The 17,123-nt window shown below is 67.3% G+C and carries 12 protein-coding genes; 8 read left to right on the top strand and 4 right to left on the bottom strand.

What is annotated here, in order from left to right; translation table 11 throughout:
• Positions 1-173: 173 nt before the first annotated feature.
• Entirely contained in the window at positions 174-383 is a 210-nt protein-coding gene (locus tag ACQEVG_RS02850; protein WP_432976461.1) for a hypothetical protein, read from the bottom strand.
• A 382-nt stretch (positions 384-765) separates the two neighbouring features.
• On the bottom strand, positions 766-1,089 hold the full coding sequence (locus tag ACQEVG_RS02845; RefSeq protein WP_432976458.1) for a hypothetical protein: 324 nt from the start codon (positions 1,087-1,089) through the stop codon (positions 766-768).
• Positions 1,090-1,982: 893 nt separating this feature from the next.
• Here ACQEVG_RS02845 and ACQEVG_RS02840 point away from each other — a divergent pair.
• A complete protein-coding gene (locus ACQEVG_RS02840) occupies positions 1,983-3,221 on the top strand; it encodes an LPXTG cell wall anchor domain-containing protein (protein ID WP_432976455.1) in 1,239 nt (412 codons plus the stop codon).
• Between the two features lie 110 nt (positions 3,222-3,331).
• Here ACQEVG_RS02840 and ACQEVG_RS02835 read toward each other — a convergent pair whose 3' ends face one another.
• Positions 3,332-4,255 carry an RNA polymerase sigma-70 factor gene (locus ACQEVG_RS02835; RefSeq protein ID WP_432976452.1) on the bottom strand — a complete coding sequence of 308 codons (924 nt, stop codon included), beginning with the start codon at positions 4,253-4,255 and terminating at the stop codon, positions 3,332-3,334.
• A complete protein-coding gene (locus ACQEVG_RS02830; RefSeq protein WP_432984992.1) occupies positions 4,252-5,187 on the bottom strand; it encodes an NAD-dependent epimerase/dehydratase family protein in 936 nt (311 codons plus the stop codon). Before ACQEVG_RS02830 ends, ACQEVG_RS02835 begins: the two co-directional genes overlap by 4 nt.
• Before the next feature lie 322 nt (positions 5,188-5,509).
• Here ACQEVG_RS02830 and ACQEVG_RS02825 point away from each other — a divergent pair, with 322 nt between their 5' ends.
• From ACQEVG_RS02825 to ACQEVG_RS02795, 7 genes are all read left to right on the top strand, one after another.
• On the top strand, positions 5,510-7,147 hold the full coding sequence (locus ACQEVG_RS02825) for a penicillin-binding transpeptidase domain-containing protein (RefSeq protein WP_432976449.1): 1,638 nt from the start codon (positions 5,510-5,512) through the stop codon (positions 7,145-7,147).
• 125 nt (positions 7,148-7,272) lie between these two features.
• Positions 7,273-7,761, top strand: a complete 489-nt coding sequence (locus ACQEVG_RS02820) for a YbaK/EbsC family protein (RefSeq protein WP_432976446.1) — start codon at positions 7,273-7,275, stop codon at positions 7,759-7,761.
• The gene (locus ACQEVG_RS02815) at positions 7,758-8,612 is read left to right on the top strand and encodes an EamA family transporter (protein ID WP_432976443.1); all 855 of its coding nucleotides are present in this window, start codon (positions 7,758-7,760) and stop codon (positions 8,610-8,612) included. Before ACQEVG_RS02820 ends, ACQEVG_RS02815 begins: the two co-directional genes overlap by 4 nt.
• A 200-nt stretch (positions 8,613-8,812) precedes the next feature.
• A complete protein-coding gene (locus ACQEVG_RS02810; RefSeq protein WP_355829128.1) occupies positions 8,813-9,064 on the top strand; it encodes a hypothetical protein in 252 nt (83 codons plus the stop codon).
• A gap of 11 nt (positions 9,065-9,075) precedes the next feature.
• Complete coding sequence (locus tag ACQEVG_RS02805; protein WP_432976439.1) at positions 9,076-10,278, top strand: SPFH domain-containing protein; 1,203 nt, start codon at positions 9,076-9,078, stop codon at positions 10,276-10,278.
• A gap of 220 nt (positions 10,279-10,498) precedes the next feature.
• The gene (locus tag ACQEVG_RS02800; RefSeq protein ID WP_432976436.1) at positions 10,499-11,077 is read left to right on the top strand and encodes a TIR domain-containing protein; all 579 of its coding nucleotides are present in this window, start codon (positions 10,499-10,501) and stop codon (positions 11,075-11,077) included.
• Complete coding sequence (locus ACQEVG_RS02795) at positions 11,074-17,115, top strand: tetratricopeptide repeat protein (protein ID WP_432976433.1); 6,042 nt, start codon at positions 11,074-11,076, stop codon at positions 17,113-17,115. The genes ACQEVG_RS02800 and ACQEVG_RS02795 overlap by 4 nt, the downstream gene beginning before the upstream one ends.
• Positions 17,116-17,123: the final 8 nt, after the last annotated feature.

Raw genomic sequence — 17,123 nt, 5'->3', positions numbered from 1 at the left:
CGCGCATCTTCCGGAGCGATATCCACCGTTGCGACCAAGCGAAGTCCGCTTGCCACGGGGGTGAGCCCCGCGTGAGAGATCCTGAACGCCGGCCCTCCAGGATCTCCAAAAGTCTCCAATATGCTTCTACGGAGACCGTCAGGGATATCGCTTTCCTCTTCCACGCTCACACTCTAGCAGTCCGCATCCGCGCTCTCCGGAGCAATCGCAGGGATATGACCCGCTTGGTAGTAGGCGGTGATAATCCCTTGTGGCCTCACGCCAGTTCCACCGAGTGGACCGTCGTTGAAGACGACTTTGTACGTCACTGGAGGACACTGAGCCAGGTTCTGGTAGTAGAAACCGAAGCTCTGCTTACCCCGCGCGACCGTGTTCGCGATCATGCTCGGATTGTATCCATGCTTCGCCGCCAGGTGCCGGTATCCTCACGTTTCCGTCCCGCAGCGCAGGGGCACATTGACGAAACTTCGCGTGAAGTTCTTCACTATGTATGTGTATGCTCTTCCAGCACACGGGTCGGCAGTCGGTGCGGCAGTAGCTGGTGCGGCCGAGGTAATCGCACCTATTGATGCAGCCACGGTCAGCGTGGCACCAATTAACGAGCCAGGTCTTGCGAGTTTCATTTCCCCGCTTTTCTCTTTCTAGACGAGCTATTAGGCCTGCCCACTGGTCACCAGTGACTCTACGAACATAAAGGGAAAATCAACACCCTTGACGAATCTTTGACTCAAAACGGCGACGTTTGACTAGAAACGGTCGAGGCGGTCACCTGCGCCAGGAGGCATCCGTCGCCCTCGCTCTGCTGACCTTGACCAGAGCGCCAAGATTGTCGTAGAACCACGCAAGCTGGCGCACCTGAGAGCGCTTTTCTTCTGGCAGGGCGGCTAGCCCTTGCGTCAGGTCGTATGTAGACAGCTCTTTGTAGACGAAGTCCTGTGTATCGGCGAGACGATCGCTACGGTGCTCGGTGAAGAAGTCGACGAGGACTGGGAGCGTGTTGGCGTGCCGCGCCAGGATTTCTCGCCGGTAGGAGAAGAGGATAGAAACCGCGACAGCCACGATCGACATGACGAGCGCTGCAACGTTCACTCTGACCTCCCGTAGCAGAGAGCACTTGACGCTACGGCGTTGGTTAGCGCCACCGCTAGTCGTCGTGTGGAGCTACTGCGGAGCACAGATGGCCCCGCTCTCCGAGCATCCCGCCTGTAGTGGCAACAGCCACTTGGTCCGGTCGGCACGGCCCAAGGACGGCCCCAGCAAGGGGCGCAGAGGGCGCCGCGGGGAAACTCCCTGTTCAGGGCGCATATGGCTGTGGGGAACGGAACTTCATCTACTTCTATCCGCTGTACACGGGGATCCCGATTCCGGTGGAACAGTGGCGGAACAGGATGTGGCTGGACACCTGGGTCTAGCAGCAACGACGGCGGGTGCAGCGCCGATGGGTGCGGCGCCCGTCGTGGTCGTTGTCGGTGGTCGCCGGTCGTCTCGGGCCGCCCCTTGAACGGCCAAGTCCCGGCTGTCCGTTGCCCCCGCGGCGGATGGCTGGGGCTCTGCCGCGACTGCGCGGCTCACACGGCCCGGCTGTTTTCCCCGGCGTAGCGACCGCCCGGCCCCGCCGCGTTCCCGTCCGGCCCGGCCAACGCCCAGGTCAACGGTGAGTTCTGGCGGACGGGCGCTGTTGCAGAGTGGTGACAGTACGAGGATTGTCCGGCCGATCTTGATGGGTGAGGATGAGCACATCGCCGCACAGCCGGAACCGAACAGGGCCGTACGGAAGGCGAGTTCACGCACCATCCGGTAAGCCTCTCCGCGCTGCCCGATCAGTTCCACCCCGTACCGCCTCGTTCCTTTTGCTGTCTCTTACCACCTCTCATCTGCTTCACCGTGCCGCGGCACTTCGCCGCGCTGCTCCTGCGTTCGGCCGACGCCCGCCCATCCAGCGGAAGCCCGGCCCCTAGTCGATTCCTTGGGGGGAGTCCACCATGTCCGCTCGCATCGTCTCCGCCGCCGCTCTGACCGTCGCCGCCGCCGTCGGCACCACCCTCGTCCCGCTCACCGCGTATGCCGCGCCGGTGGCCTCCGGCAAGCCCCTCACGATTGAGCTGGGCACCCCGGCGCCGGCCGGACCGCTGACCCGTGGCGGGGCCACCGAGACGTTCACGTTCACCGTGAAGAACTCCTCGGACAAGGCGGTCGACTTCCTGCCGTGGATGGTCGCCGACTCGGACGGTGCGAGCCCCGTGGCGTCCTCCCACATCGTCTTCGACGTGGAGCCGGTGAACGCCCCGGCGACGGACGACTACGTCATGCAGCAGGACGGCTCTGCGCAGGGCCTCTTCTACCCGGCCGGAAAGCCCAAGGGCGACCCGTTCTCGGTGCCCGCCAAGGGCGAGCTGAGCTGGAAGGTGTCCGTCGGCCTCGGCAAGAAGTACCCCTCCAACAACGGCAACCTGAAGCTGGACGCGGCCGACCTGCTCAACCACGCCCAGCGCGAGAAGGACGACACCCTCGTCTTCGAGACCAGCCCGAAGGTCGAGTCCGGTCCGGCCAGTCTGCGCCTGCTGTCCGACCCGAAGACGCCCATCAAGCCCGGCACGTACGGCCAGGTCTCCCTGATCCACCAGCTCAAGGGCACGGCGACGTTCGACGCCGACCTGGCGACGACGCTGGAGGTCGAGCAGGGCCCCGACGACACGCAGTTCGTCCCCCAGCTCGTGGTCGAGGAGCTCGCGGCCGACGGCAGCTACATCAGGGCCACCCGGATCGACGGCCAGAACAAGTGGCAGCTGTCGGACATCGGCAAGAACTTCATCATGCACCGCGCCACCCTCCGCGTGAGCGTGGTCGACTTCAAGGGCATCCAGAAGCCGCTCAAGCTGAAGCTGCACGCGTCGAGCTCGCTGACCGAGGGCAACACGACGCCGTTCCTGGGCGCGGACGGCGCGATCACCATCGCCCCCGAGCGCGGCACCACGACGCCGGGCGGAACGCCGTCGGCGACCCCGTCCGCCACGCCGTCGCCCACGGCCTCGGCGTCCGCGTCCCCGACTCCGTCCGCCTCGGCCACGGACACGGCGACGACCGGCGCGAACACCCCCGACACCACCACCGGTGCGCTCGCCTCCACGGGCTCCTCCGACACCACCTGGTACGCGGCCCTGGCCGCCGCTCTGATCGGCGCCGGCGGCGTGCTCACCGCGCTGCGTCTGCGCCGCCGCTGAGGCGATACGTAGGTCCAGCTTCGCGGACGGTGGGCCCGGCGCCGGGAGGTGCCGGGCCCACCGTTGTCATGGCGGTTCGAGAGTGAGGCCGGTCTCGGCCTTGAAGCCGTCTAGCGGGCGGGCCGACGAGCCTGGTTCGCCTCGCGGATGACCGCCCAGGCGTCCGCCACGGGTCCCACGTGCCCGAGCTTGTCGGGGTTGATCACCGAGCGGATCGTCTGGATCCGTCCGTCGAGTATGTCGAGCGCCAAGGTGCTGATGACCTTGCCGTCCCGGTCGCGGAAGATCGCGCCCGGCTGGCCGTTCACCTGGTGCGGCTCCACTACGACGCCGATCCGGACGAACGGCGGGACGATCGCGGCGAGCACCCGGGCCACGTTCTCGGCGCCGATGATGCCCCTCGCCCATTGCGGGGCCTTGCCGCCGCCGTCGCCGAGCATCTGAACGTCGGCGGCGAGCAGTTCCCGCAGCCCGTCGACGTCCCCCTCCTTGAAGGCGTCGAAGAATCGCTCGGCGAGTTCCTCGCGCTCCCTTCGGTCGGCCTCGAACCGGGGCCGGCCCGCGTCCATGTGGCGGCGCGCCCGCACCGCAAGCTGGCGGCACGCCGCCTCCGAGCGCCCCACGGCCGACGCGATCTCCGGGAAGCCGAACCCGAACACCTCCCGCAGCACGAAGACCGCACGCTCGAGCGGGGTCAGCCGCTCGAGCAGCAACAGGGCCGCCATCGACAACGAGTCGGCCAACTCCGCCGAGTGCTCCGGATCCTCGTAGGGATCGGTCAGCAGCGGCTCGGGGAACCACGGCCCGACGTACTCCTCACGCCGGAAGCGGGCCGAGCGCAGCACGTCGATCGAGATCCGGGTCACCACGGCCGAGAGGAAGGCCTTGGTCGACGTGGGTTGTGTCGGGGAGGCCTCGTAGCGCAGCCAGGTCTCCTGGACCGCGTCCTCAGCCTCACTCACGCTGCCGAGGATCCGGTAGGCGATCGCGAACAGCAGCGGCCGCAGCTCCTCGAACTCCTCGGTCCGGGTCACGCCAGCTCTTCCTTGAAGCCCTGGCGCCACGAGGGGTAGCGCAGCTCCCAGCCGAGCTCCCGTTTGGCCTTGGCGTTGGAGAAGCCGCGCCCCTCGGTCATCATCGTCACCACCAGTTCCCCGGCCAGCAGCCGGGCCAGCCACTTGGGGGCCCGCATCGGTGGCTTCGCCCCCGCGCACGCAGCCAGATGAGGCAGCCACTCGCTGGCCGGGGCCGGTTCGTCGTCGACGATGTTGAACACGCCCCTCGCCCGCTGCTCTACGGCCAGGACGGTGGCGCTCGCGGCGTCGTCGAGATGCACCCATGACATGTAGCCGGTGCCGCCCCCGACGAGCGGGAACTGCCGCTTGCGCACGAGCTCGACCTGGTCGTCGGTGGCGCCCGGCCCGTAGAGCCCGCCGTAGCGCAGGGCCGCGCCACCAGCCTTGACGACCGCGTCCTCGAGGTGGCGGATCGCCGCCGCCGCCGTGCGGAACTTCCCCGTCTCCTGGGGCAGCGGGTCCTCCTCGGTCTTCACCCATCCTCCCTCGCGGTTGCCGTTCCAGATGCCGGCGCTCTGCGCGACGACGTGGGACACGCCGGTCGCCTCGGCGGCGGCCAGGAGGTGGTCCGTCCCCTCGGAGCGCAGCCGATTGGTGGTGGCGAAAAACCGGTCGAAGTGCCTCATATCGGGCTTGCCGGCGTGTGCCGCGGAAATTGCGGTCATCTGGTTCACGATCACGTCCGGCCGGGCAGCGGCCACCGCCTCACCGACCGACACCGCATCCAGCCCGTCCATCACGACGCCATCTGCGCCCAGCCGCGCCAGCAAGGCCAGCTTGGCTGCGCTCGTCGTCGTGGCCGTCACCTGGTGGCCCCGTGCCGCGAGCTGCGGCACCAGCCGCCGCCCCATGACCCCGGTCCCGCCTGCCACGAACACCCGCATGACCATCACCTTCCTGATTCCAGAGTCTCTCTGAGACCTGAGACGAGACAGCCCGACCGGCTGTGACATGGGAGGGAAGACAGGTGGGAGGAGATCGTTGGCGGCTGTTGGTCGATGCGCCCACAGTCTGCGACCGGGCCTTCCGCGCGCCGAAGGCAGGAGGCTGCCCCGCCTGCCGGACCGCCGGCCAACGCCCCCCGACTGATCCCGGCCAGATCGTCGCGGTCTCGTAACAGCCGCGACCCGAGTCACTCCTGTCCCGTAGAGTGCATGCGATGCCGATCTTGAACATGTTCAAGATCGGCGCTCCTGGGAGGGGAACGCAGCAATGCGCAGTGGAGCGAAAGTCGCCGTCGTCGGCGGCGTTTTTCTAGTGGTCGCCGGTGGCGTCGGCTACGGGGGATACAACCTGTACAGCGGACTGACCGGCGGCGGTGGGACGAACACCAAGTCCGCCGAGACCAAGAAGTCCGGGCCGCCGAGCGCGGACGAGGTCGAGGCGGCCGCGAAGGACTTCCTGGCGGCCTGGGCCGGCGGCAAGGCGTCCGAGGCCGCGCAGTTGACCAACAACGCGGCCGAGGCCGAGCCGTTGCTCGCCGGATACCGGGAGCAGGCGCATGTCTCCGCGGCCGTGATCACGCCGGGGAAGCCCGTCGGCGCCAAGGTGCCGTTCACGGTGAAGGCGACGGTGTCGTACGAGGGCCGGACCAAGCCCTGGTCGTACACCTCCGAGCTGACCGTGGTGCGCGGGCTGACCAGCGGCAGGGCACTCGTCGACTGGGCGCCGCGCGTTGTGCATCCCAAGCTGACGAAGGGCACGACGCTCAAGACGGACCAGGCGTCGGCCCCGCCGATCAAGGCCGTCGACCGCAAGGACCGGGAGCTGACGAAGGAGAAGTACCCGTCGCTCGGGCCCGTTCTGGATGCGCTGCGCAAGAAGTACGGCGAGAAGGCGGGCGGCACGGCGGGCATCGAGCTGGTCGTCGCGTCGAGCGACCAGAATGTGGCCGATCAGAGCCTGCTGACCCTCACCAAGGGCAAGGAAGGCACGCTGAAGACCACGCTGGACGCGGATGTGCAGGCGGCCGCGGAGAAGGCCGTGAAGCAGTACAGCCAGGCGTCGGTGGTCGCGATCAAGCCGAGCACGGGTGAGATCCGGGCCGTCGCCAACAGCCCGGCGGGCGGCTACAACACGGCGATGATGGGCGCGCAGGCGCCGGGCTCCACGTTGAAGATCGTGTCGTCGGCGATGATGATGGACAACGGTGTCGTCAAGGGCCCGGGCGCCAAGGTGGAGTGTCCGCCGGATGTGACGTGGGAAGGCGTGAAGTTCCAGAATCTCGACCGGTTCGAGATCAAGAACGGCACCTTCAAGGACAGCTTCCGGCGCTCCTGCAACACCGCCTTCATCAAGGCCGTCAAGCCGCTCAACAAGAAGGGCATCGCCGGAACGGCACTGGGTGAGACGGCCCGTAAGTACTTCGGCATCGGCCTCGACTGGCAGACGGGCGTCGTCAGCGTCGACGGCAGCGTGCCCGAGTCGTCGGGCGCGGAGACCGCCGCCTCGTACATCGGGCAGGGCAAGGTCACCATGAACGCGCTCAACATGGCGTCGGTCACCGCCACCGCGAAGAGCGGCGGCTTCCACCAGCCCGTGATCGTTCCGCAGTCCCTCGACAACCGTGAACTGGCCACCGCGCAGCCGCTGCCAGGCTCCATCGCGCAGGCGCTGCGCGAGATGATGCGGGCCACCGCGCAGTACGGCACGGGCCAGGCCGCGATGGCGGGTGTCGGCGGCGACAAGGGCGCGAAGACCGGCTCCGCGGAGGTCGACGGACAGGGCAAGTCCAACAGCTGGTTCACCGGGTTCGCCGACGATCTGGCCGCGGCCGCGGTCGTGCAGTCCGGCGGGCACGGCGGCGACGCGGCGGGTCCGGTGGTGGCGTCGGTGCTGCGCGCACGGTGAGGGTGAGGGTCCGGGTGGTTCCGCGGGCTCGCGGTTGCCCGGGCCCGCATGAGTCCCGCCGGCCCGGGCCATGGCGCGGGAAAGCCACTCGCATGGCCCGTACAGCTACCGCTAGCGTGCGTGCCATGAGCACTCACGACACCGACGCCCACCCCCGTTTCGCCGAGGCTCTGCGCGAGCTGGCGCTCGAGGTCCCGGTCCGCCGCTTCCCCGACGCCACTCGCACCGCCGCCGAGGCCGCCGCCGCGATCGGCTGTGACGTCAGCGAGATCGTCAAGTCGCTGATCTTCGAGGCGGACGGGGTGCCGGTCCTGGTGCTGATGGACGGCTCCTCACGGGTGGACGTCGAGCGCGTACGGGAGGAGCTGGGCGCCGAGTCCGTCAAGCGGGCGAACGCCGATCTCGTACGGGAGACCACCGGCTACGCGATCGGCGGCGTACCGCCCTTCGGGCATGCCACCAGGACCCGGGTGCTTGCCGACCGTGCCCTGCTCGACCACGACGTGGTGTGGGCGGCGGCCGGGACCCCGCACGCCGTCTTCCCGCTCGACCCCAAGACGCTGATCGCGCACGCGGGCGGCGCGCTGGTGGACGTGCGCGAGCGCACGGCGTGACGGTTCTCGTCGCCACGGCCGTCCTGATAGCCGCGATCACGCACGCCACTTGGAACGCGCTCGCGCACACCATCAAAGATCAGCTGCTCGCCTTCACACTGATAGCGGGCGGCGGCACGGTCATCGGGGCGGTACTCGCCTGCTTCTTCCCGCTGCCAGCGGCCGCCGCCTGGCCGTATCTGATCGCCTCCGCGCTGCTCCACATCGGCTACCAGGCCCTGCTGATGCGGTCGTTCACTCTGGGCGACTTCGGCCAGATGTATCCCATCGCCCGGGGTACGGCGCCGCTGGTGGTGACCGTGCTCGCGGCGCTGTTCGTCGGCGAGAGCCTGAACGGCTGGCAGTTGGCGGGCGTGGTGATCGCCTCGGCGGGCCTGGTGGGCGTGGCCCTGTGGGGCATCAGGGGCGGCTCGGACGCCCATCCTCACTGGCCGGCGCTGCTTGCCGCTCTGGCGACCGGTCTGTCCATCGCCGCGTACACGGTGGTCGACGGTGTCGGCGTACGCGCCTCGGGCACGCCGCTCGGCTATATCGCCTGGCTGATGATCCTGGAGGGGGCGCTGATCCCGGCGTACACGCTGTACGTCCATCGGGGCGGTCTGCTCGCCCAGTTGCGCCCGTACGCGGCCCGCGGGCTGCTCGGCGCGATGCTGTCGATATCGGCGTACGGCCTGGTGCTGTGGGCGCAGACCAAGGCGCCGCTGGCGCCGATCGCGGCGCTGCGCGAGTCGTCGATCATCGTGGGCGCGGCGATCGGGGCGGTGTTCTTCAAGGAGAAGTTCGGCGCTCCGAGGATCGCGGCGGCGGGGCTGATGGTGGTGGGCATCGGTCTGATGCTGCGGGCGAGTTGACGATCATCGCTGCGGTTGCGCAAGCCCGAACATCAGCCGACGCGATGCAGGCGGGTCCGAGGCCACCGACCAGCGGTCCCCCTGGTGATCGGGGTCGGGCGGGTCCTGTTGGATCAAGGTAGGACCCCCCGAGGATAGGCCGCTGATCCCAGCAGGACTAAGGTCTGAAACAGGGAACAGAACGAGGGAGGCGGCCGCCAGTGGCACAGGACGAGGCCGTGATCGGCTGTCCGGGAGAGCTGCTTATCGGCACACGTGGTTCGGCCGGTCCCGGCGAGATCCTGGTGCGGGTCAGAGGCGGATCCGAGACATTCCTCGCCTGGTCCGAAGAACCCCTGCCGAGGGGCGCGACCGTGCTCGTGATCGGATCCCGTGGCAATCGCCAGGTAGACGTCATCGAGTGGGCCGATCCGTTGGATGCGCTGGGCGGCGGCGCCGTCGGCGCTGGTTAAGGAGACGAACGATGTTCGGTTACCGAGTTCCCGCGCCCGACGAGGCGATGTTGATCTCGGGAGGCAGGCGGGGTCTTGGGGGTGCGCCGTTCCGTGTGGTGACAGGCCACGGCAAGTTCGTGCTCCCTGTCTTCCGCAAGACGCGCTTCCTCACACTGTCGATGTGCGAGTCCGAGGTCACCGAGACGTGTGTCACCCGGCAGGGCATCGCACTTCACGTCCGCGCCGTGATCGCTTTCAAGGTCGGCAATGACCACGAGAGCATCATCAACGCGGGCCAGCGATTTCTCTCCGACCAGGACCAGATGTCGGTGCTGACCGGGCGGATCTTCGCCGGCCACCTGCGCGCCATCATCGGCTCGATGACGGTCGAGGAGATCGTCACCGAACGGCAGAAGCTCGCGGCCGAGGTCCTGGACACCTCGAAGACCGAGATGGCCAAGATCGGTCTGATCGTGGACTCGCTGCAGATCCAGTCGATCGACGACGGCGACACCGGCTACATCGACGCGATGTCGGCCCCGCACAAGGCAGCCATCCAGCGGCAGGCACAGATCGCCCAGGCCCAGGCCACCCAGGCATCGGTCGAGGCGCAGCAGGTGGCCGCGCGGAACCAGGCCGAGTACGCGCGGCAGACCGCGGTGGTGAAGGCGGAGTACTCCGCGGAGGTGGAACGCGCAGAGGCCAAGGCGGCGCAGGCCGGGCCGCTGGCGAAGGCGCACGCGCAGCAGGAGGTGCTCGCCGCGCAGACTGAGCTGGCGCAGCGCGCGGCCCAGCTCCGCCAGCAGCAGCTGGTGGCCGAGATCGTCAAGCCGGCCGAGGCCGAAGCCGAACGGATCAAGGTGCTGGCTGTGGCCGAGGCGGAGCGGATGAAGATCCAGGCCGAGGCCGCCGCCTCCTACGACCGGGTGGCGCTGGACCGGATGCTGATTGACCAGCTGCCGCAGATCGTGAAGGAGGCCGCGGGCGGCCTCGCCGGCGCCAATGTCAATGTGCTCAACGGCGCCGACGGCCTCGGCGAGATCGCGGCAGGCCTGGTCGGCCAGGGGCTGACGATCCTGGACTCGGTGAGGAAGAACCTGAGCGGTCCCGACAACCACCCGGAAAAGGGCAACGGTCCGCTCGGTCTTCCACGCCTGGCTGCACCCGAGAAGGGCGCGGAGAAGAAGGACGGCCCGGGCAAGCCGGCCCACGGCCAGGTCGTGATCGACTAGGTCGGCAGCGACGCGGTGCACAGCCAGGTCGGTCGCTCCGCAGCAGGTTGACACGCCTGACACCGTCGATCGGGGGCGAGGGCTGTGAGAGCTCAGTAGGGCAGACATCCTCGGAGTCGCGCGAGGCCCCCGCCTCGAGCTGTCCAGTCGATACACTCCCGCCCATCCGGTCCTGGCGATGAAACGGGGAACCGGAGTGCGCGTCTGAAACGGGGCAGGGGTGGACTACAACATCGATGTGTTCGTGAGCTACAGCAGAAGAGCCGGGTGGGTCAAGCAATGGATCGACAACCACTTCTACCCGAACCTCAAGAAGTGCCTCGAAGACGAGATCGGCAGCACCAGTGTCTTCATTGACAAGCAGATGAAGGAGAAGGTCGGGTTGCCCTGGCCTGATCTTCTTGCCGAGCGGCTCGGGGAAAGTCGCCTGATGATCCCGGTGCTCTCACCTCCGTATTTCGAATCCGAATGGTGCGTTGCAGAATGGCACACCATGGAAAAGAGGGAGAAGGAAGAGGAAACCCCCGGCCTGATCTATCCGATAGTTTTCTCGGACGGCAAGAAATTTCCCGAGAGTGTGCGAAATCGGCAGCTGTGCAAATTCAAGAAGTACAACAATCCTCACCTCAGCTTCAAGGACACCGAGCCGTACAACCACTTCTACCGTGAGGTGAAGCGGCTGGCTCGACGGGTGTCCAAGCGCCTCGACAGCGTTCCCCCATGGCGTGAGGACTGGCCGGTACTGAAGCCCGAGGCTGAAAAGCCGCACATCGCTCGAATTCCCAGGTACGGCGTATGACGGAGCGTGCGGCAAAAGAGCCCGGGCAGATCATCACCTTCTATTCGTACAAGGGTGGCGTAGGGCGCAGCTTCGCTCTGGCCAACACCGCCGCGCTGCTCGCCCAGTGGGGCTACAGAGTCCTGTGTGTCGACTGGGATCTGGAAGCACCTGGTCTGACGTATTTCTTCGAATCCCACATGGATCGACCTACCGCGGGACTCCTGGAAATGGTCGAGGGGATCCGCCCGGGAGCCCGCATGCCCCCGGACGCGCTCAAGAATCGCACCAAGGTCGAATTACCGAATGGCGCCCGACTCGACCTCATAGCCTCCGGCAAGGCAGACGAGACCTATATTTCCCGCCTCCAGCGAATCGACTGGGAGCGGCTCTACGACGAGTGCGATTTCGGCAGAGTGCTGGAAAGCTGGCGCGAGCAGTGGATGAAGGAATACGACCTCATCCTGGTCGACAGCCGGACCGGCATCACCGACGCGGGCGGCATCTGCACCGCCCAGGTGCCCGATGTCCTGGTCTTCGCCTTTACCGCCAACCAACAGAACATCGACGGTGTCCTGGACATCGTCCAGCGTTCCATGGCAGCCAGGGACGATCTTCCCTACGATCGGCCACGCCTGCTAACGATTCCACTGCTCAGCAGGTTCGATGCTCAGACCGAGTACGAACTCGGTGAAATGTGGCGCCGCAAGCTGGCCAAGAACAAGATTCTCAAGAAGCGCTTGCGCGACTGGATTCCGAAAGGAACTCCGATCGATGAAATGTTGCAGCGCCTGACGATTCCCTACTTTCCGATCTGGTCGTTCGGAGAATCTCTTCCGGTCATCACGGAAACTCACAGCTACCCGGACCAGGTGAGCTACAGCATCGCTACCCTGGCCGCGCTGCTGGCCCGCCGTCTCCATGATGTACGGCTCTTTCTGGAGAACCGCGACTCGTATGTGGCGACCGCCGTGCAGGGGGCAAAACGGGACTACGCGTCGGACGTGTTTCTGAGTTACAGCAGCACGACCGCCGAACTGGCTCGTCGGCTGATCCCCATGCTGAGCGAAAGGCAGATCACGACGTACCCGAAGAGCGTCGGGGAGGTCGGCCAACACCGTTATCCTCAGAGTGAGTTCATCGACGCGAGCCATCATTTCGTGCTGCTGGCCGACGAATCCCTCGACACCGAACAGCGACAGGATCTCCAGTACTTTCTGCGACAGTCCGTCAACTCTGCCACGGAGCGGCGCACTCTGCCCGTCGTGGTGTCGGCGCAAGCCCTGCGGGCCCTGCCGCCAGTGGTCCGAAACATCCAGAGTTTCAACCTCGCACGCGCCGATCTGGCGGACGCGGCCGACCACATCGCGGCCCAGGTCAACGACACTACGGGCGAGTTCGAGTTCGGGGCGGCCCGCTCCACGCCGGTCGCGCACTACGACGTGTTCGTCTCCTACACCTACGCAGACCGCGAGTGGGCCGTAGCGCTCGCGGAAAACCTGCATCTGCTTGGCCTCGACGTCTGGCTCGATCAGGTGGAGGCGGTCGGCGGACAGCGGCTGCTCTCGCGGCTCATGGACGGCTCGGCCAGAGCTGACGCGGTGGTGGTCGTGGTGAGTCCGCACTCGGCGGCCTCCGGCTGGGCCAACGACGAGTTGGCAGCGGCCGTCACCACTACGGACCGTGTGATCCCGGTGCTGCTGGGTGACGTCGACCTGCCGCCGTTCATCACTTCACGACTCTTCTTTGACTTCCGTCGTGTGGCCTCACTCTCGGAATACACACACCTGGTCCGGCAACTGGCTCGTGCGGTGAGCGGTCGCCCCGCGAACACGAACGTGGCGCTCAGTGCGCCGCCCGCCGTGACCGGCTCGGTCCACGCCGTACTGAGGATCAACGCGGACTCCGTGGTGCTCGCCACGCCGACGACCGAGACGTCGTTCACGCCCCTCAGTGTGGACCACGAGCTGGAGCAACTGCTCTGGGCTCTGTCGCGCGAACGGGTCCGAGCCGGCCACCCGGTCGTCACCCGCGATGTGCACCCTCGACTGCTCCCCACACTGGGGGACGGGATGCCGAAGGCTCTCGCCGCCGTCGGGGCGGCGCTGGGAGAGCGGTTCGCGGGAGGCGAGGTCGCGGTCGCGCTGCGAGACGAGATCCGGGCAGCGCAGGAACGAAACGCGAAGCTGCGGCTAGGTCTCCAGGTGGACGAGTCGCGGTGGCAGAACCTGCCGTGGGAGACACTTGTGGTTCCCGGCACGGACGAACCGCTCGCTCTGTCTTCGGCGCTTGAGATGTATCACGTCACGGGCCGACAGGACAGTTCGCTCGTGCCGTTGGTTCCAGGACCACTGCGGGTCCTGGCGGTGGTCGCCAACCCCAGTGTCGACGCGGCTGAACTTCTTGACTCCGAACGCGAACTGGCCAGGATCCTGGACGCGGTCGATCGAAGTCGGACCGGGCACGGCGCGTACGTACGCGTTCTGAACTGGGGAACTCTCGCCGATATCCGAGCCGCTCTGGAGGAGGAGCGCTTCCACGTACTTCATCTGTCCTGTCATGCCGGCCCCGGCACGCTGACCCTGGAGGACGAAGCCGGACGGCCCCACGAGGTGGACGCGCAACAGTTCGCCGAGACGCTGCCGCCGGGGCGGGGCGTCCCTCTCATGGTCCTTGCGGCCTGCTCCACCGCCCGTGTCCCGAAGCGTTGGGACGAGCCGGACGCCAGTGATGGTTCGCGGACGAGGCCGGAGCAGTCCGCCACCTCTGTGGCATGGGGCCTGATAAGCCGGGGCGTGCCGGCGGTTCTCGCCATGACAGATATTGTCAGCGACGCGTATGCCACGGAGCTGACGTCTCTCTTGTACGAGGAGCTGGCGCGGGCCGAACGCCCCGATCCGCTCTCCGCGCTGTCCCGAGCACGCCGCAGCCTGGAGACCGTGCGGCAAAGGCTTCCGGTCGGCGATCCGCGCGCGGCTTTTCCCGAGTGGCCGGTCCCGGCTCTGTTTCTAGCTGGAAAGCCCTTGCCTCTGTTCGAGCACGGGTACGAGACCAGCGAAGAGATCCTGTTCAGGGAACCGGTTCTGGACGAGGGCATGGTGGTGCACAAAGTCGGTGACTTCGTGGGCCGCCGCACCGAGTTGCGCCGGCTCCGGGCAGCGCTGCGCGACCCCGGCCGAGCGGGAGTGCTGGTCCACGGGATCGGCGGGGTCGGAAAATCCACGCTGGCCGCCGAACTGCTGCACCATCTCGGTGCCGACGCGGGACTCGTCGTGTCGGTCCCGGCGGCCACCACCCGCACCGTCGACGCCTTCCTGGAGACACTGCGGCAACGCCTGACCGCATACTGCCTGGCCGAGGATCTGTCGGAGAATGACCAGCTCCGACGCGTCGCGGTGGCGCTGACGGACGCCAGATCGCCCTGGCGGGACCGCTGGGAACTCATCCGCCAGCTCGTGCTGCCAAGGCTCACGGTCCTGCTGATCCTGGACAACGCCGAAGACCTCCTGACTCGTTCCGGTGACGGCCGGCAGCTGTCCGACCCGGCGCTGGCGGATCTCCTGGCCGCGTGGACGGCGGCAAGCCCGAGAACGCGACTGCTCATCACCAGCCGCTACCCCTTCAGCCTCCCCCAGCGCGCCCACAAGCGGCTGACCACCCATCACCTGGGGCCGCTGTCACTCGCGGAGACCCGCAAACTGATCTGGCGACTGCCCGGCCTGGACGCCCTCGGCCCAGCCGACCAGCACCGTGCCTACACCGACGTCGGGGGCCACCCACGCGCCCTGGAATACCTCGACGCCCTGCTACGCGGCGGCCCGGCCCGCTTCCCCGACATCGCCGACCGCATGGAAACCGCACTGGAACGACGCGGCATCAACGACCCCGAACGCTGGCTGGCAGGCGTCCGGGGAGACCTGGACACGGCCCTGGCCGAGACGGTCACCCTGGCCGTGGACGACATCCTCCTCGACACACTGCTGGACCAGCTGACTGAGGTGCCTGAGGCACGACGCCTGCTGGAGGGCTTGGCGGTCTACCGGACTCCGGTCGACCGCATTGGGGCGGCCTGGCAACTGTCGGAGTTCGCGGCTCCGCCAGAACCGGACCCTGCGCTGGTGCAGCGCATCCACGCTGTGAACCTGCAGATTTCCGAGGCCCGCACCGCCGGTGCCGAAGCCGCGGAAGGCTACGGCCTTTCACCTGAAACCATCGCCCAGTACCAACGCGATTGGGAAGGACGGCAACGTCCCCCGGTCGAACTGGACGACCACGCCGAGAACGCCTTGAAGCTGCTGCTGGAACTGGGCCTGGTCAGCCCGGCCCTCGCGCCGCAGGACGACTCAGGCACGCTGCCGAGCGGACTGGTGGTACATCCCTGGACCGCTGGTGCCCTCCACCAACGCACCCACCCGGGTAGCCTCGCGGGTGCCCACAACCGGGCTGCCGCCTACTGGCGCTGGCGAGTCGATGTATGGCCCCAGGACCGTGTCTCGGACATCACCCAGCTCATCGAGGCCCGATACCACCATCACCAGGCCGACGACATTGACCAAGCCGACATCGTCACGCGGCATGTGTGCTCGCAACTGCACACCTGGGGAGCCTGGGACTGGGAACAACGCCTGCTCGAGGAGACCCTCACCTGGGTCCCCGCCCGCTCCCGTCCTGCTGCCGCCTACATCCACCAGTTGGGCCTGATCGCGCAGTTGCGGGGTGAGTACGGGCAGGCCGAGGAGCACTACCGGGCGGCTCTGTCGATCTCGGAGGAGCTGGGCGACCGGTCCGGCATTGCCGGCGTCTACCACCAGCTGGGCATGATCGCGCAGTTGCGGGGTGAGTACGGGCAGGCCGAGGAGCACTACCGGGCGGCTCTGTCGATCTCGGAGGAGCTGGGCGACCGGTCCGGCATTGCCGGCGTCTACCACCAGCTGGGCATGATCGCGCAGGACCGGGGCATGTACGGCGAGGCTGAGGAGCACTACCGGGCGGCTCTGTCGATCTCGGAGGAGCTGGGCGACCGGTCCGGCCTCGCCGGTGGTTACCACCAGTTGGGCCTGATCGCGCAGTTGCGGGGTGAGTACGGCGAGGCTGAGGAGCACTACCGGGCGGCTCTGTCGATCTCGGAGGAGCTGGGCGACCGGTCCGGCCTCGCCGGTGGTTACCACCAGTTGGGCCTGATCGCGCAGTTGCGGGGTGAGTACGGGCAGGCCGAGGAGCACTACCGGGCGGCTCTGTCGATCTCGGAGGAGCTGGGCGACCGGTCGGGCCTCGCCGGTGGTTACCACCAGCTGGGCAGAATCGCGCAGGAGAGGGGGGATTTCCAGCAGGCCGAGGAGCACTACCGCAGGGCCCTCGCCATCAAGGAGGAGCTGGGCAACCGTTCCGGCCTCGCCACCAGCTATCACCAGCTGGGCGTCATCGCGCAGGAGAGGGGGGATTTCCAGCAGGCCGAGGAGCACTACCGCAGGGCCCTCGCCATCAAGGAGGAGCTGGGCAACCGTTCCGGCCTCGCCACCAGCTATCACCAGCTGGGCGTCATCGCGCAGGAGAGGGGGGATTTCCAGCAGGCCGAGGAGCACTACCGCAGGGCCCTCGCCATCAAGGAGGAGCTTGGCGACCGGTCCGGCATTGCCGGCGTCTACCACCAGCTGGGCTTGATCGCGCAGGAACGGGGGGAGTACGGGGACGCCGAGGAACGCTACCGGGCTTCCCTGTCGATCTCGGAGGAGCTGGGCGACCGGTCCGGCCTCGCCACCAGCTACGGTCAACTGGGCGCGCTGCGTACCGTGCAGCACCGCCCTGACGAGGGTGTGCCTTACACGCTCCAGGCTCTGGCGATCTGTATGGAGATCGGAGTTGCTCCTTACACGTTTCTCTACTGGCTCGCCCAGCAGAGAGCTCTCATAGGCGACGATGCCTTCGGGGCTCTCATCGGCGACTTGTTGCCGGATGACATGGCTGCTGCGGTCATGAACACCACACCACCTCAGGCCGAGCCTTCTTCCGACGAGGCGTCGATCGACCAGGACGGTCCCACGAACACGGTTCAGGCGTGAGCCGGATT

Source organism: Streptomyces sp. CA-135486, from assembly GCF_050936555.1.
Taxonomy (GTDB): domain Bacteria; phylum Actinomycetota; class Actinomycetes; order Streptomycetales; family Streptomycetaceae; genus Streptomyces.
The sequence above is the reverse complement of the archived record's forward strand: the minus strand, read 5'-3'. Positions and strand labels throughout refer to the sequence as shown.

Bases quoted from the DNA above. Each gene is read 5' to 3' on its own strand.
- ACQEVG_RS02830 (WP_432984992.1), bottom strand. From the start codon at position 5,187: ATGGTCATGCGGGTGTTCGTGGCAGGCGGGACCGGGGTCATGGGGCGG.
- ACQEVG_RS02840 (WP_432976455.1), top strand. From the start codon at position 1,983: ATGTCCGCTCGCATCGTCTCCGCCGCCGCTCTGACCGTCGCCGCCGCC.
- ACQEVG_RS02820 (WP_432976446.1), top strand. From the start codon at position 7,273: ATGAGCACTCACGACACCGACGCCCACCCCCGTTTCGCCGAGGCTCTG.
- ACQEVG_RS02795 (WP_432976433.1), top strand. From the start codon at position 11,074: ATGACGGAGCGTGCGGCAAAAGAGCCCGGGCAGATCATCACCTTCTAT.
- ACQEVG_RS02805 (WP_432976439.1), top strand. From the start codon at position 9,076: ATGTTCGGTTACCGAGTTCCCGCGCCCGACGAGGCGATGTTGATCTCG.
- ACQEVG_RS02825 (WP_432976449.1), top strand. From the start codon at position 5,510: ATGCGCAGTGGAGCGAAAGTCGCCGTCGTCGGCGGCGTTTTTCTAGTG.
- ACQEVG_RS02850 (WP_432976461.1), bottom strand. From the start codon at position 383: ATGATCGCGAACACGGTCGCGCGGGGTAAGCAGAGCTTCGGTTTCTAC.